The following is a 20847-nucleotide window of genomic DNA, read 5'->3' as shown; positions in this document are numbered from 1 at the left end:
ACATCTTAGTAAAAAAGAGCATAGACATGTTCCTGCTTTTTATTTAAATGTTCATGATAAAAAAAGTCAGGATATTAAAAGTAAAAGTATGATTCCATTATGTTTGCTTCTTTTTCCTATAATTCATGATTAAATCTTGTTCATTTTTGCTTTTTATATTATCTAATAGCAGCAAATAATCTTCTTTTGACCAATATACATTGGGAAAACCAAGAGAAAAATAATAATCCTTTAGTATGGTCCATAAGCGAAACAGCAAGTAGTTGTCAGCTGTTTGGACAATCCTGAAAAAAAAATCACTTTCACTGACCATGTCAGAGCAAATCCACTCTGCCATTTCAGCCAGCTCCGTCTCTGTCATTTTTTCCATTGCGATCTGCAAACAATTCAATTGTATAAAGTCTTTTGTTTCTAAAACATCCAATTTCGCCTTTTCATCCTGCAGTACAAAGGTGCTGATTAACTGTACAAGACGATGTCCTTGAAAATCCCGAAGAAAAGTACCTTCCCCTTTTTTCGTTTCAATAAGCCCTAAAAGCTCCAACGCCCGCAGTGCTTCTCTCACAGATGATCTTCCTGCATTAAGCCTTTCGGAAAGGGAGCGTTCAGAGGGAAGTCTGTCTCCTGGTTTTAAGCCATCCTTTTCAATCATTTCTCTTAAATGATTGACTATGTCCAAGTAAAGCTTGGAGCTGTTGGAAGAAGACTCATTCACCGTTCATCATCACCTGCTTCTAGTTAGCATGTCCTTAAATCTCTGGCCAGCTTTCATTCCGCCCTTAAAAAAACTGCCTTTTTTTGTAAGAAAACAAGAGCTGAAAAGTGGTCAGACCAGTTGACTTATTAAACAATATAACAACTTTAAGAAGATGTAAAGTTAATCAGACAAGATTGCACTATTTGTCCCAAGCAATTCCTCAAAGCTACTGATGCATTCTTTTGTCGGATTAATGAGATATTCGTCGTTAAGCTGAATCGTCTTTCCTGTTTGCACATAATGAATGATGACAGGCACTGCCCCCTTATATTGGTTAATGATGTCCAATAGTCTACCTTTTATTTCGTCTGTATCTTTTTCCTGGACAATCTTAATAAATAATTTATGATTATTCGAATTGAGTGATTGGACTTTTTCGGAAACTTTTTCAGACTCTTGAATAACAAACTGCTTATTTCCGTTTCGTTCGTCAACCCTTCCTTCCATAAATAAAATTTTTTCATTTTGAAGAAGGTGCTGTATTTTTTTATAAACTGCTGGAAATGCCACTGCCTCTAATTCTCCGCTTTCATCATTCAAAGTAAGAAAAGCCATTGGTTCCCCTTTTTTAGTGCGAATAGCCTTCCAGTCAGTAATATAGGTAATAGTTCGATATTTCCCACCTTGATTCATCTCCGCAAGCTCCTTGCAGTGCAAGGATTTCTTGTGTTTTTCATAGATGGAGACTGGGTGGTCAGAAAGATAAAGACCGAGAACTTTTTTCTCCAATGAAAGCTTATCTTCTGCATCCATCTGATCTACCTGGACATATTTCGGTTTGAAGAAGAAGCCCTCCTCACCAAAGAGGTCTTCCTGCTCCATTCCATCCGGATGAACAAGCTGTGCATGCTGCAGGGCAACATCAATGGTCGCAAGCAATATAGCCCTATCCTCCCCAAACTCATCAAAACAGCCTGCATGAATAAATGCCTCTATGATTTTTCTGTTGACAATTTTCGGGGAGGTTCGCAGACAAAAATCAAATAGATCTTCAAACTTTTTTTGCCTTCTCGCACGAAAAACTTCTTTTAGAACGGAAGCTCCAATCCCTTTAATAGCAGCAAGGCTGTATAAAATATTGCTTCCTTCTGCAGTGAAAGCGAAATGGCTCCTATTAATGGAAGGAGGCAGCACCTTTATATTCATTTGTTTCAGTTCTTGAATATATTGCATCATTTTCCCTTCATTGCCAACTGCTGACGTAAGCAATGACGACATGAAAAAGAGCGGATAATTTGCCTTCAAATATGCAAGCTGATAGGCAATCATGCTGTATGCAACTGCATGGCTTCTATTAAACCCGTAATCAGCAAATCTGACTATCAGTTCATATATTTCATTCGCAGCACTTTCTGCATAGCCTTTTGCCAAAGCACCCTTCACAAAATGAACCTTTTCAGCTGCTAAAACATCCCGCTGCTTTTTACTTACTGCTCTTCTTAACAAATCTGCTTCACCTAGTGTGAACCCAGCCATTTTCGAGGCTATTTGCATGATTTGCTCCTGATAGACGATTACTCCATATGTTTTCTCTAAAATCGGCTGTAGGTCTGGATGATAATAATCAATTTTCTCCTTGCCATGTTTACGGTTAATATACAGTGGAATATTCTCCATCGGACCTGGACGGTATAAGGCATTGACAGCCACAATATCCTCGAATTCAGTCGGTTTTAGTCTTTTTAGAACACTTCTCATTCCATCTGATTCCAACTGAAATATCCCGGTTGTTTCGCCTTTGCTCAATAGCTCAAAAACAGCAGCATCATTCAAAGGCACTTCTTTAATAGGAATCTGTCTTCTCGTCTGACGTTGAATGGTATCGAGTATGGTTTGAAGCAAAGAGAGATTTCTCAGGCCGAGGAAATCCATCTTCAGTAATCCGAGCTCTTCAAGGTGTTCCATACTGTACTGTGTTAAATAAACGTCCTCGCTGCCTTGTTGTATCGGAACTATTTGCACTAACGGCTCCTCACTTAAAACAACACCTGCTGCATGTGTTGATGCATGTCGTGGCAAGCCTTCAATTTTGCTCGCTGTCTCGAAAATCTGTTTATTTTTTGGCGATTCTGCAACAAACACCTGCAGCTGCTTTGATTCTTTTAAGCTTTGTTCCAATGTGATGCCAAGCTTGGAGGGCACTGCCTTTGAAAGCTGCTCCAGCTCTTTCATTGTTAAACCGAAAACCCTGCCAACATCTCTTAATGCCGCTTTAGCTGCTAAAGTCCCAAATGTAATGATTTGGGCTACATGCAGTTCCCCGTATTTATTTTTGACATATTCTATAACCTGTTCCCGCTTGTCATCTGGAAAATCAATATCAATATCAGGCATCGTAATCCGTTCCGGATTTAAAAAGCGCTCAAACAAAAGGTCATATTTAATTGGATCGACATCTGTTATAAACAATGCATATGCAACCATAGAGCCAGCAGCACTTCCCCTGCCCGGACCTGTAAGAATTCCATTATCTCGTGCATACTTCATGAAATCCCAAACAATAAGAAAGTAATCACTATATTCCATCCTGTTTATGACGTTCAGTTCATAACGAAGCCGTTCCATATGTATTTCCGATGGATTTCCATACCTTTGCTGCAGCCCTTGTTCACATAGGTGCAATAAATATTTTGCGGCTGTTTCATCAGCAGGAAGTGGATATTTCGGTAATGCTGCAACCTTTTCTCCTGGTTGGAACTCGCATGCAGAAGCAATTCCCCAAGTATTCTCAAGTACTTCCGGCTCATCACTGAACAATTCCACCATTTCCTGCTTACTTTTCAAATAACGCTCGTCTGACTCCCATTCATCTTGCACAATATTCGCCAAGGTAATGCCGGATTTTATCGCAGCCAAGCATGTTTGTGCAAACCTGTCTTCCTTGTTTGTGTACTGCACAGCATTTGTTGCCACAAGCTTTGTTTCTGTTTGTGCAGCCAACTGCTTCAGCTTTTCATTTAAAGCTGCTTCAGCGATGATTCCGTGTTTTTGGAGCGACAAGAAAAAATGCCCTTTAGCAAAAATACCTTTAAATAATAAAGTTGTTTCCTTTGCATGCTCCATGTCCTCTTTGAGCAGTGACTGCTCTATTTCTCCAACATATCCTGGGGTAAAAGCAAAAAGGCCATCAGCATAATGCTTTAACCATTTAATTGGAATACCCTGTTTATTTTTCGTTTGGATGGCACTCGATAATTTTAAGAGATTTTGAAATCCACTTCCGTTTTTCGCTAGCAAGACAAGCGGAAAGGCCAAATCTTCGTGTTTTTCACTAATTACATCGACAGTAAGACCAATAATCGGCTTGATGTTTTGCGCTATACATTCCTTATAGAAGGCTGCTGTCCCATACAAAACATTGCGATCCGTCAAGGCAAGCGCACTAAAGCCTCTATTTTTTGCAGAGGAAACGAGTTGTTTGACAGAAGCCGTACTAGACAGCAAACTGTACGCGCTCGATACTTGCAGATGAACATAAGACATATTTATCACCACTCTTTTACAAAAGCTTTCTTAAGTTATTCTTATTACTGCCGCAATCTTTATTTGTTCGACTACAGCAACTTATTATCCTTTTATTATAGTTGTATTGCATAAAAAAAGAAAATATGTTCTTATCTCGTCTCCTTTAATCTCCCAATTATCGAACATGCACATTCGCCTTTTAGATTTTTCATGTTTAACTTGGACTGGCAATCATAATTGCTTCTGTTTGTCCATATGTATAACTAAGAGAATAATAGGGACTGTGAGGTTGACTTAAATGAATCAAGAACCGTTTTTTTCAGCATTTATCGAAAGTTACTTTATTGCACTTGGAGTTGTACTTGGAGGAGCATTACTTGGCGGATTGGCTGCATTCATGACAGGAAAGCCTCTTTTAACAGAAATAACGAAATTATCGGATATGATTCGGATTTGGGCAATAGTGACAGCAATCGGCGGCACGTTTGATGCTATTCATACAATTGAGAAGGGTATTTATGATGCTGGAACAAAGGATCTTTTTAAGCAAATTCTTTTAATCGTTGCCGCATTTGGCGGCGCCCACTCTGGTGCGACAATACTAAGATGGATTACGCAGGAGTATATTTAATATGCGAATTCCACCATTTTATAAGAATGTTTCCCTTCAACGGTTTTTCGCTGGAATGGTGATAGGAGGCTTTATAAGCTGGTGCGTCTTTTTGTTTATGTTTGGTGTTTGGCAGGAAAGGTACAGCACAGAGATAAAAAACCAAAAAAGCACCATTCATAACCTAGAAAAAGATAAAGAAATATGGCAGCAGGAATTTTCTGAGCTGAATAAAAAAGCAGAGGAAAAACTGACTATCCAAGGAATAGTCGTAAAGATAAACAGCAAAGATAAGGATAAATACAATATTAAACCATTTAATGCTTTAGAAATGGAAGATGCTATAAAAGAAGATCTTAGAACAATTGTTGCAAAGGATATGGAGCTTGTTTATAAAAGCAGGGCTCTTTTAAAAAAATCAATTGAAAACAAAGTGGTTGAATCAGATCAAAAACGATACAGATTTAAGGTCTCTGAGCTGATTATTTACACCACAGTCTATGTGGAGCTTAGTGTCACATTTGCAGACTAGCAATAGCAAAAAATCCCAAGAAGCCAAAAGCTTCTCGGGATTTTTTTTTGTTATCTTTATTGGTTGCAAAGCTCTTCTAAATCTCGAATTACATCCTCTGCATCGTCCCAGCTGAAAATACTCGCACCAGATGCCAACGGATGGCCACCACCGTTATACTTCTTAGCAAGCACATTAATGATTGGCCCTTTAGAGCGAAATCTAACTCTGATTTGGTCTTCTTCCTCAATAAAGAATACCCAAGCCTTTATCCCCTTCACATTTCCCAAATCCCCGACTAGCAAGGATGCTTGAGAAGGAATTGCATGGAAGCTGCTCAATACCTCTTTATCAAGCTTCATGTAGGCTGCTCCGCTTGGCAGCATTGTAAAATTCTGCAGTACATATCCACTCAGCTTTACGATATTCGGGTCAAGCTCATACATTTGGTTGTACATGTCAGGTCTTGTGAAGTTATAAGTTATCAATTCGCCAGCATAATTGAATGTTTTTTCTGATGTGCTAGGGTACAAGAATCTGCCAGTATCGCCGACAATTCCTGCATACAACAGCCTTGCTCCTTCATCATTTAATTGAAGGCCCTGGTCTTTACCAAACAAGAAAAAATCATAGATCATTTCACTGACAGAGCTTGCAGATGTGTCCACCCACACAATATCTCCATAAGGATCATCATTTGGGTGATGATCGATCTTGATAAGCATTTTCCCTGTAGTATACCTCGAGTCACAAACCCGTGCCTGATTTGCCGTGTCACACACAATTACTAGTGCATCCTTATAAGTGCTGTCCTCGATTGTATCGAGCCTGCGCATGAAATGAAGGGATTCCTCTTCTTTCCCAACTGTATACACTTTTTTAGCAGGAAAAGACGTTTTAATGATTTCAGCAAGCCCTCCCTGTGAACCATATGCATCAGGATCTGGGCGGACATGTCTGTGCAGGATAATCGTATCAAACTGCTTGATAGCGTCTAATATACTTTGCTTCATTGTCTTCTCTCTCCTTTTAATGTCTGTCAATCAATTGGCACATCATCATCGCTTTACCGACAAGTACACCTTGGTTAAACACCTCAACATCTACTTTTCCAAACTTTCGGCCGACCTCTAAGATTTTTGGAACTATCTCGATTGTACTGTCAATCTGCACTGGCTTAATGAAATAAATAGTTAAGTTCTCTACAACTAAATCGCCTTTCTTATGCCCTCTCAGTGCCCTGTTTGCAGCCTCTGATACAATGGTTGTAAAAACTCCATAAGAAATAGTTCCTAAGTGATTGGTCATTTGCGGGGTTACTTCACAAGTAAAGGAATTTTCTGACTTCAGCTTCCCTTTTGTAACATTGATTTGCTTTGTAATAATATCATCAATCGTTTCCCCAATTTGCGGCTGTCTTTGATTCATCTGCAGTGCTTTTAAGACATCCTGTCTGCTGATGATGCCATGCAGACGATTCGCTTCATCAACAACAGGAAGAAGCTCTATTCCTTCCCAAACCATAATATGAGAGCAAGAAGCAACGCTTGTTTTGCCGCCAACTGTGACAGGGTTTTTGGTCATAATTTTTTCAACGGGAATATCCTTAAGTTTTCCGATTATATCCTTCGATGTAACCATACCTTGCACCTTCATATTGGCATCGACAACCGGAAATCTGCCATGCAGCGTCTCTTCATTATACTGCTGCCACATTGATACAGGGTCATCTGTTTTAAGATAAATGGTCTCTTCTAGTGGTGTTAAGACATCCTCGACAAGAACAATCTCTTTTTTTATTAATTGATCATAAATTGCTCTGTTAATCATCGTCGCCACCGTAAAGGAATCATAGCTTGTCAAGATAATCGGCAGCTGCAGCTCGTCTGCAAGCCGCTTTACGTGGTCTTCTGTATCAAATCCACCTGTAATTAATACAGCAGCCCCTGCTCTTAGCACATGCTCCTGTGCTTTGATTCGGTTACCAATAATCATAAGGTTACCTGCACCAGTATAGCGCATCATTGCATCAAGCTTCATCGCTCCGATTACAAAACGGTTGAGTGTTTTATGAAGCCCGTCCCTTCCCCCGAGAACTTGGCCATCGACAATATTAACTACCTCTGCAAATGTCAGCTTTTCAATATTTTCTTTCTTTTTCCTTTCAATTCTTATTGTTCCTACTCTTTCAATCGTGCTGACATAGCCTTTATTCTCAGCTTCTTTTATTGCACGATAGGCTGTCCCTTCACTTACGCTCAGCGCCTTTGCTATCTGTCTGACCGAGATTTTTTCACCGACAGGAAGCTCATCAATATAGGTAAGAATTTGTTCATGTTTTGTCGCCACTGTTCACCCTCCTTTAAACTTGTATCTTTATGTAAAAATCTTCATATTGTTCATTCCTGTATTTTTTTAAAAAATATATTTTAACAAGTTTTTTTCTTATCTATTATTATAGAATGTCCAATCCTTCTATTCAATCTATTATATATATAACAGTCTAAATTTTATTCAAAAAATTATTAGTACAGTTTTTGCAGATAAATCATTTTATACTTATTTCACAGTGCAAATTCAAACAAGCTGTTAATTTGTTATAAACAAAAATACCAACTGTAATAATATTTGGATAAAAAAAAGCTTGCCAAACCCCTTCTTTTTTATCCACCATTTGGCAATTTCAAACGCCGGTGTGGATGTAAGGTTGGCAAGCTTTTATATTAGTTATTGATAGTAACGAATCTTTCTTTTTTTCTGTAGCTGCTGCAGCGTTTTTTTACTTCCTTGTTTTCCTTTTGGAGCATATAACAATGCAGTTAAATTTCCTGCCAGCACGAATATGGCAAAGGCCAGCCAAGTGATGGAAAAGACACCTGCTATTCCGGCATCATATGGAGCAAGTCTTGGCACTCCGTAATATAGAAGGACACCACATAATAAAATACAAAGTAAATAACGATTCTTCTTCATTTTCTGCCTCCTCATTTCTCACTTATAATCATTCTATGCGGACAAGTTTGAAAAATGTTAATAATAATTATTTCGAGCTGCTAAAGGTTTACAAGCAATAGAGTTGTTGATAATCTTATTAGTGATAATTAATAGTACATGCTTGTATATTAAGGAGGAATAATTCCTTGGAAAGACAATTAAAGGAAATTTCAACATGGATGGAACAGGAAGCAATTGATTTTACTTTCTTGACATCAACAGATAATATTTTTTATTTAAGCGGTTTTTATAGTGACCCGCATGAACGATTATTAGCGCTTATTCTTTTTCCAAAGGAAGAGCCAATCCTTGTCTGTCCAGCAATGGAGCAAAATGATGCAAGAAATGCTGGCTGGCAATATGACATAATTGGCTATAGCGATACAGATAATCCTTGGGAAGCAATTCAAGAAAAGGTAGCAAAAAAAGCTTCGGCAAAAAGAATCGCCGTTGAAAAGGAGCATATGAACGTTCAACGCTATGAAGCTTTGAAGCAATATTTCCCTGCTGTTGAAGGCTTCCTCCCTGCAGAGGAAAAGCTCAATGAAGTAAGAATGGTAAAATCAGAGCAGGAGCTTGCGAAGATCCGTGAAGCCTGTAAATGGGCCGATTACGCAATTGAAGTTGGCTGCAGTGAGATTACAGAAGGCAAAACAGAAATGGAAGTTTTGGCTGCAATAGAATATGAACTGAAGAAAAAAGGAATTGGCAAAATGTCCTTTTCTACAATGGTACTAACAGGTAAAAACGGAGCTTCTCCACATGGAAACCCAGACAATACGAAGATCAAAAAAGGAGATTTGGTTCTGTTTGATCTTGGGGTTGTCGTTGATGGATATTGTTCAGATATAACAAGAACGGTAGCTTATGGCGATATTAATGATGACCAAAAGAATATTTATGACACTGTATTAAAGGCACAGCTTGCTGCTCTTGATGCATCAAAGCCTGGAGCAAAATGCATGGATATAGATCTTGCAGCACGCAATGTCATTAAAGACGCAGGGTACGGAGAATACTTCCCGCATCGTCTTGGACATGGACTTGGCATTAGTGTTCATGAGTATCCATCCCTTACTTCAACAAATCCGCTTGTACTTAAAACTGGCATGGTTTACACAATTGAGCCGGGTATTTATGTACCGAATATTGCTGGAGTAAGAATTGAAGATGATGTTTATGTAACAGAAGATGGCGTGGAAATATTGACGAAGTTTCCAAAGGAGCTTCAAGTCATCTCATAATAGAGGTGCTGACTCAAATGACCGTTTGACAACGGAGTTTGAGTCAGTTTTTTTTGTTTATTTTTCCTCTTGACTGCGGATGATTAAGTTGTCAATGGCTCCGTCATTATAAGCGTCCATCACTTGTGCCGTTACTTCTAAATGGCCGTTTTCATCATAATCAAATTTTGTGTTTCCCTTTGTATCCCTCATGATGGCTGTCCCCTCCTGTTTTGAAATGCCTTTTTATTGTTGCATTTTAACGTTAATGTTATGCAGGCTGTGGGTATATAATTAAGAGAGAGTAAAAGGAGGCTGTTAATATGGAGTTATCGTATAAGAAAATCATTGTTGCCGTCGACGGTTCAGAGCAGGGGGAAAAAGCATTTGAAAAGGCTGTTTCTATTGCGTTGAAAAATGATGCTGAACTTATTTTAGCACATGTTATTGACACTCGTTCTTTCGCAACAGTTGCGGCATTTGACCAGTCCGTTGCTTCCAAAGCAGACGAGTTTGCTAAGGAACTAATGGATAAGTATACAAGAAAGGCAGAACGAGTCGGACTTTCAGGCGTGGAAAAGGCAATTGAATTCGGTTCACCAAGAGCGGTAATTCCAAGGGAAATCGCTGAAAAATATGATGCAGACTTGATTATCTGTGGTGCTACTGGATTAAATACGGTCGAACGGTTTATTATCGGAAGCGTTTCCGAAGGTATTGCCCGCAATGCACCTTGTGATGTTTTAATTGTAAGAAACGGAATATGAAAAAAGAGGCATTCCATATTGGATGCCTCTTTTCCTTATGCCTTTACTAGCGGTTCTAAACATTCTTTGGCTTTTTGAATAGCTTGTTCCACTTGTAGGAATCCTGTTCCACCAGCACTGTTTCTTCTTTGAACGGCAGTACGAGGATTTAGTACCTCATATATGTCCCCTTCAAACAGTGCGCTTGCTGCTTGAAGTTCATCAAGCGGCAAATCTGCCAAGAAACACTGCTTTTGAACACAATGCAATACTAATTTCCCAACAACCTCATGTGCTTCTCTAAATGGCATGCCTTTATCTGATAAATAATCAGCAAGCTCTGTTGCATTTGAAAAGTCATTTTTTGTTGCCTGTTCCATTGTATCTGTTTGCACCTTCATCGTTTGAACCATGCCAGCAAAAATCTTTAAGGAACCTACAACTGTTTTTACTGTATCAAACATACCTTCTTTATCTTCCTGCATATCCTTGTTGTAAGCAAGCGGAAGTCCTTTTAATACCGTCAGCAATCCCATAAGGTTTCCGTATACTCTGCCTGTTTTGCCTCTAATCAGCTCAGCCATATCAGGATTTTTCTTTTGTGGCATAATGCTGCTGCCTGTCGAGAAGCTGTCATCCAATTCTATGAATTTGAACTCCTGACTTGACCAAAGAATAATTTCTTCACTGAATCTAGAAAGATGCATCATCAAGATGCTGCTTGTTGATAAAAATTCCAAGATAAAATCACGATCGCTAACAGCATCCATACTGTTCTCGTAGATGCTAGCAAAATCGAGCAACTCAGCCGTTTTGTAACGGTCAATCGGGAAGGTTGTACCAGCTAAAGCACCTGCCCCAAGCGGAGATACATTAATGCGGCTTAAGTTTTCCTTATATCTAGCCTTGTCTCTTTCAAACATCCAGAAATAAGCCATTAAATGATGTGCGAAGGAAATCGGCTGCGCTCTTTGCAAATGTGTATATCCAGGCATGATTGTCTCGATGTTAGCTTCAGCCTTTTCAAGTAATGCTCCTTGAAGCTCTTCTAACAAAGAAATAATGCTTTGCACTTGCTTGCGCAAATATAAATGCATATCTGTTGCAACCTGGTCGTTTCGGCTTCTGCCTGTGTGAAGCTTCCCGCCAACAGGACCAATCAGCTCAGTCAGCTGACTTTCCAGATTTAAATGAATATCCTCCAGTTTCACAGAGAATTCCAGTTCTTCTTTTTCTGCCTTTTCTTTCAAAAGAAGCAACCCAGCTTTGATTTTTTCCGCTTCCTCCGAAGTTATGATTCCTGTTTCAGAAAGCATTGCCACATGGGCAATGCTTCCGTCAATATCTTCAAGGACAAGCTCTTGATCAAAGGAGATGGATGCACCGAATTCGTCTACCCATTCTTCTGCAGATTTTGTAAATCTGCCTCCCCATAATTTCTTCACACTGTCACCTTCTTGTTGTTTTCCACAATGCTTTGCACCTTTGTTGGCAGACCCCAAAGCTTAATGAAGCCAACTGCAGCTGCATGATCGAACTCATCATCAGAAGTGTATGTTGCTAGCTTTTCATCATATAAGGAGTTCGGAGACTTTCTTCCTTCTACAATGGAATGACCTTTAAACAGCTTCACACGAACAGTTCCTGTCACGTTCTTTTGTGTTTCCTGCAAGAATGCTTGCAAGGCTTTAGTCAATGGAGAGAACCATAAGCCTTCATAAATAACCTCAGTGATTTTCTTCTCAATAACTGGTTTGAAGTGAGCCACTTCTTTAACAAGTGTAATATCTTCAAGCTCTTTATGAGCTTTAATTAATGTAATGGCACCAGGACATTCATAAACCTCACGAGATTTAATGCCAACTAGGCGGTTTTCAACATGGTCAATACGGCCAACTCCATGTTTACCTGCTAATTTATTCAACTCAAGAATGAGGTCAGACAATTTGTATGAAATACCGTCAATGCTTACCGGTACACCTTCTTTAAAGTCAATTTCAATAACATCTGGTGTATCTGGCGCATCCTCTAAGCTAACTGTTAAGTCATAAGCCTCTTCTGGCGGTGCTGCCCATGGATCTTCCAAGATACCGCACTCATTGCTGCGTCCCCATAAATTTTGGTCAATAGAGAATGGACTGTCTAAATTGATAGGAATTGGAATATTTTTTTCTTTTGCATATTCAATCTCTTCCTCACGAGACCAGCCCCATTCGCGCACTGGCGCCAACACTTTCAGGTTTGGATTAAGGGCTTGGATGGAAACCTCGAAACGTACTTGGTCATTTCCTTTCCCTGTACATCCGTGTGCTACTGCAACTGCATTTTCTTTTTCTGCCACTTCTACTAGTTTTTTCGCAATCAATGGTCTTGAAAGAGCAGACACAAGAGGATATTTACCTTCATATAAAGTATGTGCCTGCATTGCCACTAAAGCAAACTCCTGTGCAAACTCTTCTTTAGCATCAATTACATATGATTGAACCGCTCCAACAGATAAAGCTTTTTCCTGTACGAATTTCAAGTCCTTGCCTTCCCCTACGTCAAGACAGCAAGCAACAACATCATACCCTTGATCCTGAAGCCATTTGATTGCTACGGATGTATCTAAACCACCTGAATATGCTAAAACAATTTTTGGATTCGCCATGAGCGTTTTTCCTCCTATATATACGAATATTTATTCATTTATTTATATTTTTATTCAAAAACTATATTAATCACTTTAACAACTTTCTTTTAGAATATCAAGCTTTAATTTTATAAAAATACAAAAATATTTATATTTATAATATCCGTCTCACACCTGTTCCACATAAGAAGTTGCACTATCTTGAGTTCATTACTAGTTCAGAACAATTAGAATTTTCACCCTAATAAAAACCACTCAAAAAAAGAGAGGTTTCCCTCCCTTTTATGCAAGATCTTATTCAGAAGTTCCGATTATTTATGAAGCTCGCTCACAATATGAGTCAGCTCTGGGAGCACCAGCTTTTTCATCCCTAGCTTAACAGCACCTGTCGAACCAGGCATTGCAAAAACAACACGCCTTCCAAGCGTTCCCGCAATCGCTCTTGACAGCATTGCTGCGGGTCCAATATCCTCTGTGTAGCTGAGCATTCTAAACAGCTCTCCGAACCCGCTAATTTCTTTTGTTAATAATGGTTTGACTGCTTCAATCGTAACATCCCTTTCGGAAATACCTGTTCCACCATTTAAGATAATAGCTTCTACTGCTGCTGAATCTGTCAGTTCTCTTTGGATTTCTGTTTTTTCATCCTTAATAATCACATAACTCACTGCATGATGACCTGCTGCTTCAAGCAGGTCGATTATCATTTTCCCGCTTTTGTCATCTGCTTCTGTTCTTGTGTCACTTATGGTAATCACTTTACATGCGATATGGGTATACTTTTTGTTCGTATGCTCGTTTATGCTCAAGCCTTTTTCCTCCCTAATTAGTTCTGCCCTGCAGCTTTTCATACAAATAGCGTCTTTGATAATACTTGTAGGAAAATTCAGTTATCTTATTTGTATATTGATAATTTGCTCCTGCACCAATCAGCATACTGACAAGCGGCATTTTTTTGTATGTTTTTTTACCGAAAAGAAAAATACTAAACATTTTCATTGTTTGCTGCAGCATGACCTCTACCGTCTCATTGCTGGCAACATTTTCTGTTCCTTCATAAAAGTAATTACTCGGCCTTTCCATCTCTTCCATCAGCTCTGCCCAAGCCCTTCCTTGGAGTCTTTTTGGCAGACATGCGCCGTGGAGCACCTTTAATGCTGTCATTATTTCTGTCGGCGTATTGCTTGGTGAACCAAAAAGGGCAGAGGTTTGCTGACAGAAGCGTATATTAATCACCATTAATGCCAAGAAGTCTGTTGCAGCTGCAGCAATCCCCCCTGTTCCAGCGATACCGCCTTGGACACACGCATAGAGACGATGCTTCGCCATTTGCTGCTGGCCAATAAAATGGAGCTGATCAATTGTTAGTTTTTTCATATCAGCTATGTCTGTAATATTTTCATTAAATATTCTTGCTGTTGAGAGCATTCGTTCATTGGAGTTTTCATGAAGGCTGGAGCTAAGAATCATTGTATATGCATGGAACAAGGAACTATCGACAATGGAATAAAGTTCAGCCCACTTACTTTCTTCCATAAACGACATGCTTTTTCTTACATACTTCTCATATAAGCTTTCCAAATCTGTCTTATCATACGAAAAAAGTACTCTCTCCCACTCGGACAATTCCTTAAGTACTTCTTCTTCCCTATATGTCAGCATAAATTGACTCCTTTCTATGTACCAGCCCTATTAAATGTAGTCTCACTGTTTAGTATACCATTTGAACTAGCCTAAACTAAAAAAAGACAATCCTTTGCAGAGCAAAGAATTGTCTTTTTATTTATAGTGGTTATACGCTTGCGATTCTTGTTACATCGCGTGCAATCATTACTTCTTCGTTTGTCGGAATAACCATAACTTTTACTGGAGAGTGAGGGTAGTTGATGAATGATTCTTCACCAGAGATCTTATTAAGTGACTGATCCCAATATACACCCATGAACTCAAGTCCTTGAAGTACTCTTGCACGAACAACTTCACTGTTTTCTCCGATACCAGCTGTGAAGATGATTGCATCTACACCATTCATTCCAGAAGCGTATGAACCGATATACTTATGAATATGCTCAGCAAAAACAGTTAACGCCAATTCTGCACGCTCGTTGCCGGCTTGAGCTTGTTCTGTAATATCGCGAAGGTCACTTGAGAATCCTGAAATTCCAAGCAATCCGCTCTTTTTGTTCAATACTTGCAATACTTCATCTGCAGATTGATCTGTTTTTTCCATGATATATGGAATTAAGGCAGGGTCAATGTTTCCTGAACGTGTACCCATTGTTACACCAGCAAGTGGTGTGAAGCCCATTGAAGTATCGATTGATTTACCGCCTTCAATTGCAGCAATACTTGCACCATTTCCTAAGTGACAAGAAATCAAGCGAAGTTGGTCAATTGGACGACCAAGCATCTCTGCAGCACGTTGTGAAACATATTTATGACTTGTTCCATGGAAACCGTATTTACGAATGCCGTATTTTTCATAATACTCATACGGAAGGCTGTATAGATATGAGCTTTCAGGCATTGTTTGATGGAAAGCAGTATCAAAAACAGCAACAGCTGGCACTTCAGGAAGAACGTTTTGGAATGCACGAATTCCTGTTAAGTTAGCAGGGTTGTGAAGTGGTGCTAATTCTGACAAATTGTCAATTTTCTCTAATACTTCATCTGTAATTAATGCTGAGTCAGCAAACTCTTCTCCACCGTGAACAACGCGGTGACCAATACCTTCAATTTCGTCTAGTGACTTGATGATGCCAAGTTCAGTTAACTTATTCAATAGGATTGTTACTGCTACTTCGTGATCAGGAATTTCTGTTACTTCTTTGATTTTTTCACCATTAAATGAAATATTAAAGACAGCTTCATTTAATCCGATTCGTTCGACAAGACCTTTTGTGATTACTTCCTCACTTGGCATTTCAAAAAGTTGGAACTTTAGTGAAGAACTACCTGCATTGATCGCAATAATTTTTGCCATAAAGTATTTTACTCCCCTTTTATATAACAACATTTTATTGTGCTAATCTGACATTGAACAGCTTTATATATAAATTATACTGGACAAATATCTCTCAATTTCTCATTTAAACATTGTGTCAGGAACATTTCAAGTTATATTGATACAGTTCTTCGATTTTTTCTTGTTTTTTTGTTTTTTTTCATGATTTCGCCATAAAAACAAGAAAAAGCTTTTATATAATAGCGTCAGACTGTATTAGTACAAATGCTGTTTTAAGTAGAACAGGTAATGATGTACTTTTGGCGTCACTTTTTTGTCCCATCCATTTGCTGCTTGTTTTCCTGTAGCCATTGGTCAACTTGACCAAGAATTTTTTCCATCGCCTGCATGTTCGAGAAACTTGGAATGCTGGCAAGGAGCACTTGCTTCGGTGCTTTTATAGTATCCCCCTTTTTCTGCAATATCAAAATGCTTTTTCCTGCCTGTTTATTTTTAAATAATGTCAATGGCAGCTGCATGATTGCTTGAATATGGACTGCTTCTTTTAAATAAGCGTGAAGCGTTGGAGCCTGTTCGCTTTCAAACAAGCCATTTGGAACCATAAAGAAACCAAATCCACCCGGTTTTAAATGATTTATTGATTGTTCAATAAAAAGATGATGTGCATAAGAATGACCAGTTTCAGCCTTAAGCTCATATTCACTTGCTCCAACATCATTTGGATAATAACCGACAGGTAAATCACTAATAACAATATCTACTGGGTCAATAAACAGCTTTTCAAGACTGTCTTGGTTAAAAAATTCAATCGGCTGCTCCTGGAGATTAGCATTAATAAACGCAAGCTGGAGAAGAAGATCATCGATATCGACTCCAATTGCTTCTGCTTTTTTTTGGCCCTGCTGGTTGATTACAGAAGTCAAAAGATTACCAGTTCCAACAGCCAAATCTAACAAACGCATTTCTTTATCTGTATAAAATTTCTGAACAAGATAGCCAATAAACATTCCGATGGAGTCTGGAGTCATTTGATGGTTTGGCTGTGTATTTTCCTTCATGCCCTTTAGAATAGACAATTGAAACCCTTTACGGATATCCTCTTTGCTGAATTTATCTAAAGAAACTGACTCATAGCTTTTCATCAGCCTTTTCTTTGTAACTTCACTCAATTCATCCTGCAAAATGGCTGCTTGAAATATATTTTCTCCTGTTTCTGCTAATGCCTCTAAATAGGTGCATTGCAATTCCTCTTGCAGCAAAGTCGCTGTTTCATTAAATACGGTAAATAATTGTTCAACAGGACTAATTGTCATGTCCCTCACCTGTCTTCCCTGTAAATTTCATTATCTTTATAATTCACACAGAAAAAGCCTCGAAACCTTTTCGAGACTTTCTATGTAATTTCCCGATGACTTTTTTATTTCTTATTTTGCAGCTTTTGCCGCTTCGATAGCTGCTTCATAATTTGGATGACTGCTTGCTTCTTCCACATACTCTACATATGTAACAGTATCACTTGAATCCACGACAAACGTAGCTCTCGCAAGTAAACGTAACTCTTCCATTGCAACACCAAATGCTTTGCCGAAAGAAAGATCCTTATGGTCTGAGACAGTAATTACATTGTCAATACCGGCACTCGCACACCATCTTCTTTGAGCAAAAGGAAGATCTGCACTTACTGTGATTACTTCCACATTTTCCAGTTTTGCTGCGTCTTCATTAAAGCGTCTTGTTTGCGCATCGCAAACACCTGTATCAATGGATGGAATGACACTAAACAAACGCACCTTTCCTTTAGAGCTGTCTAGCGTAATCTCAGACATGTCATTTGCAAGCACATGAAATTCAGGAGCCTTGTCTCCTACCTTTACTTCATTGCCAAGCAAAGTGACCGGCTTGTTTTTAAATGTTATTGCAGGCATTGCACTCAATCCTTCCCGTTTTATAAATATGTATATGTATTTATCATATCGGATATATGGTCCTATTTGCAAAGAAAATGTCTGTTAAAAAAATAATAGTCTGAAACACTAGCCTGACGAACTGCCTAGCTGTGTTTCAGACTTTATTTATTGTTTATTAAAATTCAATATCTTCTTTTTTGCTGGATTGGGATTGCTGTTGTTGACTTGAAGATTGCTGCTGGCTGTCTCCGTTTTTAGAGAACATTTGCTGAATTTTGTCTACAGCTTGTGGAGCAAAATCTAAAAGCTTTTCATATAAGTGCGTGCTTTCATCAAGATGAACCATTTTGACACCTTGTCCGTTAACAATCAGGAAAGCAATCGGTGTAATGGAAACACCGCCACCGCTACCGCCGCCAAATGGATGTTTACTAACACTGTTCTCACCCAAAGAATGATCTTCAAGTGTAAATTCACTTCCGCCTGCAGCGAAACCGAAGCCTACTTTGGAAACAGTCAATATAACACTGCCATCCGGAGTTTCAACAGGATCACCGATAATCGTATTGACATCGATCATTTCCTTTAAGTTTTCCATTGCAGTTGTCATTAAGCCTTGTATTGGATGATCTGACATGTTTATTCCTCCATTTGCATTATGCATTATTATTTTTGGATGGCAGACGCTTCATTATTTGTTTTTAAATGAGGCAGACCGCCTTTCCAATATTTAACCAGTTTAATTCCTGCAATCATAGCATGCCCTAGGCGAAAACGAATCATACACTTAAATAAAGTTTCTGAGACATTGCGCTGAAATTGTGGATAGATATGTATGTGTGGCATGTTTTGCATTTTCATATAATTACTTACGATCCCAATAATGGCCCCTTTAACTGCCCAGACTGCACCTGCGATAGCACCTGTATGAGCTGCATCTCCAAGACCGACAATGGAACTCCACTCAATGTCCTTTATTTGAAATTTCGAGAGTAAATAACGGATGATCCGGTGCAAGCCGACAACATGCTGCAGCATTTCTTTTGTATTGGATAAGGTATTTAATAATTCCTGTGCCGTAAATTGCTTTGTCTTCTTATCACCTTTTTGCTGTGGCCCATCTTCACCAACCTTAACCTTTGTTTCTTCCTTCACGACAAGCGAAGGTGAATTATCATCCACTTTAATTAGCGGGAATTTCTTCTTTATTCTTATAAGGCCAAATAATAGTCTGATTTCAATAGAAAGATCATCATTATCTTTTGCATGGTAGTAGCGTATTTTTACAGTAATTTTCATGAATAAAAGCAGTAATAGCAAAAGCAGCAGGCACAAAACAATGATGCCGATGATGAATAACACTCTCAAAATGTGCACATCCTTTCAAACCTTACTATTATTGGTTAAAGATAAAAAAAATAAACCTGCCATCCTGGCAGGTTTTTCAAAGCTTATCTTCTTTGTCTTTCATGCACAACAGCCGTATCTGCGAACAAGTCATGCAATCCTTGCTTTTTCGGCTGAAACGCCACAACAGCATACAGAATCCAAATGCTAGCTGATATGAACCGGCCGATCCACTCTCGAAAAATAACAGTATCCCATGTCAATTTCTCCTTTTTCAAGGGTATTACTTTCAATCCAAAAATCATTTTCCCAAGCGTCTGTTTAAAATATTTTGTCATTAGAACAAAGTACAAGTAAAAAACAAGGGCTGTGAGTATGTTAATAACAGAGAACAAGCCCGTGTTTTCAGTGGGAAAATCGAACAAACGAAATACTGGATAAATAATGATACGGTGTATGCTTGTAATAATAATGATATCGACTAAATATGCCCAAAATCTCATCCAAAAACCAGCATAATGGTTAAAATCGTACGCTTTAGGCGGTTCCTCACCATGTTGAGGAAGGGAATCGATATCTGTGTTTGTGATATCCATACTCATAATTCAGGCCTCCTATTCTGCATACAAATACATAAGCCGAGGCGAATTTGCATTTGTCGCTATCTTAAGTATATTGGCCATTTCTTTTTCTTCTCCGCTTAGCAGACTTTTTGCAGTCATACCGAACATTGAAGCAAACCCTCCAGTATCGCTATAGCTTACAACCATTGCATCATTCCATTTATTATCGGTTTTCATTGCTGTAATAACATCTTCAAGGTAACCAAAATCATCAATTAAGTTTAGATCCTTCGCTTGTCTGCCATCGTATATCCTGCCATCTGCGATTTTTCGAACTTCGTCTTCCTTCAGGCCTCTTCCATCAGCAATTACCTTCACGAAGCCATCATAGGAGTTGTCGATCATCGTCTGTAGAATATCTCTTTCCTCGTCTGTCATTTCTCTTGTTGAGCTCATGATATCCTTGTAAGGACCGCTTTTAATTGTTACAAATTCAACTCCGTACTTTTCTGCAAGGCCTTCAAAATTATAGCCTGACATGATAACTCCTAATGACCCTGTTAATGTTTCAGGACTTGCAAAGATTTTATCCGCAGGAGCAGAAATATAATAGCCTCCAGAAGCAGCCATAGATCCCATTGACACGTATACAGGTTTTTTCGCCTCTTCTTGAATTTCGACTATTTTATCATGTATTTCCGCACTTTCCACAACTCCGCCACCAGGAGTGTTCACTTTAAGGATAATTCCCTTTACGCTTGTATCATCCTTCACTTTATCGAGCTTCTTCATAAATGCCTTATGATTGTATCCTGCAGAGGACAGAATGGATTGTGTGTCACCAGTATCCTGTATTGTTCCATCCACTTCAAGAACGGCTATTTTATTAAACTCATTCCCGTCTTCCAGCGTATCCTCTGTAAACTCTTCATTGCCGCTTGCCACTAAGTCCGAAAAGAGACTGTTGAAATCAGTCGTTAATGCTGTTGACACAAGACTTGTAGCAATGGAAAACGCAAATATAAATGCAGCGATTCCAAGGGCGGCCCATCTTTTTTTATTCATTTTTTATGTATCCCTCCTTTTTCATCTCTTGTTTTTACGTATAAAACTCCCAAATGTTTCAT

The 20847-nt window shown here is 38.8% G+C and carries 21 protein-coding genes; 4 read left to right on the top strand and 17 right to left on the bottom strand.

The features are described from left to right. Positions 1–97: 97 nt before the first annotated feature. Positions 98–715 (bottom strand): FadR/GntR family transcriptional regulator, encoded by a 618-nt coding sequence (locus CEQ21_RS17790; RefSeq protein WP_185765670.1) that lies wholly within the window; start codon positions 713–715, stop codon positions 98–100. Positions 716–877: 162 nt separating this feature from the next. Then, entirely contained in the window at positions 878–4240 is a 3363-nt protein-coding gene (gene dnaE / locus CEQ21_RS17785; protein ID WP_185765669.1) for a DNA polymerase III subunit alpha, read from the bottom strand. A 280-nt stretch (positions 4241–4520) separates the two neighbouring features. Between dnaE and CEQ21_RS17780 the strand changes: the two genes are divergently transcribed. Both CEQ21_RS17780 and ytrI read left to right on the top strand, forming a co-directional pair. Beyond that, complete coding sequence (locus tag CEQ21_RS17780) at positions 4521–4853, top strand: sporulation membrane protein YtrH (RefSeq protein WP_144456583.1); 333 nt, start codon at positions 4521–4523, stop codon at positions 4851–4853. 1 nt (position 4854) lies between these two features. Beyond that, positions 4855–5364 carry a sporulation membrane protein YtrI gene (gene ytrI, locus CEQ21_RS17775; RefSeq protein WP_144456585.1) on the top strand — a complete coding sequence of 170 codons (510 nt, stop codon included), beginning with the start codon at positions 4855–4857 and terminating at the stop codon, positions 5362–5364. A 56-nt stretch (positions 5365–5420) separates the two neighbouring features. On the opposite strand, the gene CEQ21_RS17770 is transcribed toward ytrI, so the two are convergent. The 3 genes from CEQ21_RS17770 to CEQ21_RS17760 form a co-directional block, all read right to left on the bottom strand. Beyond that, complete coding sequence (locus tag CEQ21_RS17770; RefSeq protein ID WP_185765668.1) at positions 5421–6356, bottom strand: DHH family phosphoesterase; 936 nt, start codon at positions 6354–6356, stop codon at positions 5421–5423. Between the two features lie 16 nt (positions 6357–6372). Beyond that, positions 6373–7692, bottom strand: a complete 1320-nt coding sequence (locus CEQ21_RS17765; RefSeq protein WP_185765667.1) for a CBS domain-containing protein — start codon at positions 7690–7692, stop codon at positions 6373–6375. Positions 7693–8070: 378 nt separating this feature from the next. Continuing rightward, complete coding sequence (locus CEQ21_RS17760) at positions 8071–8316, bottom strand: hypothetical protein (RefSeq protein WP_185765666.1); 246 nt, start codon at positions 8314–8316, stop codon at positions 8071–8073. Positions 8317–8483: 167 nt separating this feature from the next. On the opposite strand from CEQ21_RS17760, the gene CEQ21_RS17755 reads away from it, so the two are divergent. Then, entirely contained in the window at positions 8484–9581 is a 1098-nt protein-coding gene (locus tag CEQ21_RS17755) for a M24 family metallopeptidase (protein WP_185765665.1), read from the top strand. 57 nt (positions 9582–9638) lie between these two features. Here CEQ21_RS17755 and CEQ21_RS27280 read toward each other — a convergent pair whose 3' ends face one another. Continuing rightward, a complete protein-coding gene (locus CEQ21_RS27280) occupies positions 9639–9773 on the bottom strand; it encodes a hypothetical protein (protein WP_268878994.1) in 135 nt (44 codons plus the stop codon). 110 nt (positions 9774–9883) lie between these two features. On the opposite strand from CEQ21_RS27280, the gene CEQ21_RS17750 reads away from it, so the two are divergent. Beyond that, a complete protein-coding gene (locus CEQ21_RS17750; RefSeq protein ID WP_185765664.1) occupies positions 9884–10327 on the top strand; it encodes a universal stress protein in 444 nt (147 codons plus the stop codon). Between the two features lie 35 nt (positions 10328–10362). Here CEQ21_RS17750 and argH read toward each other — a convergent pair whose 3' ends face one another. The 11 genes from argH to sppA form a co-directional block, all read right to left on the bottom strand. Continuing rightward, a complete protein-coding gene (gene argH, locus CEQ21_RS17745; RefSeq protein WP_185765663.1) occupies positions 10363–11751 on the bottom strand; it encodes an argininosuccinate lyase in 1389 nt (462 codons plus the stop codon). Further along, positions 11748–12956 (bottom strand): argininosuccinate synthase, encoded by a 1209-nt coding sequence (locus tag CEQ21_RS17740; RefSeq protein WP_127737023.1) that lies wholly within the window; start codon positions 12954–12956, stop codon positions 11748–11750. The genes argH and CEQ21_RS17740 overlap by 4 nt, the downstream gene beginning before the upstream one ends. Before the next feature lie 293 nt (positions 12957–13249). Continuing rightward, complete coding sequence (locus CEQ21_RS17735) at positions 13250–13747, bottom strand: MogA/MoaB family molybdenum cofactor biosynthesis protein (protein WP_235907281.1); 498 nt, start codon at positions 13745–13747, stop codon at positions 13250–13252. A 13-nt stretch (positions 13748–13760) separates the two neighbouring features. Beyond that, the gene (locus tag CEQ21_RS17730) at positions 13761–14600 is read right to left on the bottom strand and encodes an EcsC family protein (RefSeq protein WP_185765661.1); all 840 of its coding nucleotides are present in this window, start codon (positions 14598–14600) and stop codon (positions 13761–13763) included. A 130-nt stretch (positions 14601–14730) separates the two neighbouring features. Beyond that, entirely contained in the window at positions 14731–15921 is a 1191-nt protein-coding gene (locus tag CEQ21_RS17725; RefSeq protein WP_185765660.1) for an acetate kinase, read from the bottom strand. 287 nt (positions 15922–16208) lie between these two features. After that, positions 16209–17216, bottom strand: coding sequence for a class I SAM-dependent methyltransferase (locus tag CEQ21_RS17720; RefSeq protein ID WP_185765659.1), 1008 nt, complete (start codon positions 17214–17216; stop codon positions 16209–16211). A 111-nt stretch (positions 17217–17327) separates the two neighbouring features. After that, entirely contained in the window at positions 17328–17828 is a 501-nt protein-coding gene (gene tpx / locus CEQ21_RS17715) for a thiol peroxidase (RefSeq protein ID WP_185765658.1), read from the bottom strand. Between the two features lie 157 nt (positions 17829–17985). Then, on the bottom strand, positions 17986–18447 hold the full coding sequence (ytfJ, locus tag CEQ21_RS17710; RefSeq protein ID WP_185765657.1) for a GerW family sporulation protein: 462 nt from the start codon (positions 18445–18447) through the stop codon (positions 17986–17988). 29 nt (positions 18448–18476) lie between these two features. Next, entirely contained in the window at positions 18477–19172 is a 696-nt protein-coding gene (locus CEQ21_RS17705) for a DUF2953 domain-containing protein (RefSeq protein ID WP_328593506.1), read from the bottom strand. An 89-nt stretch (positions 19173–19261) separates the two neighbouring features. Beyond that, positions 19262–19753, bottom strand: coding sequence for an RDD family protein (locus tag CEQ21_RS17700; RefSeq protein ID WP_419181622.1), 492 nt, complete (start codon positions 19751–19753; stop codon positions 19262–19264). Between the two features lie 18 nt (positions 19754–19771). Next, on the bottom strand, positions 19772–20785 hold the full coding sequence (gene sppA, locus CEQ21_RS17695; protein ID WP_185765655.1) for a signal peptide peptidase SppA: 1014 nt from the start codon (positions 20783–20785) through the stop codon (positions 19772–19774). Positions 20786–20847: the final 62 nt, after the last annotated feature.

The sequence above is a fragment of the Niallia circulans genome (assembly GCF_007273535.1).
GTDB classification, from domain to species: domain Bacteria; phylum Bacillota; class Bacilli; order Bacillales; family Cytobacillaceae; genus Niallia; species Niallia circulans_B.
Note: the sequence above shows the minus strand (reverse complement) of the source record. Positions and strands in the feature narration are given on the sequence as shown.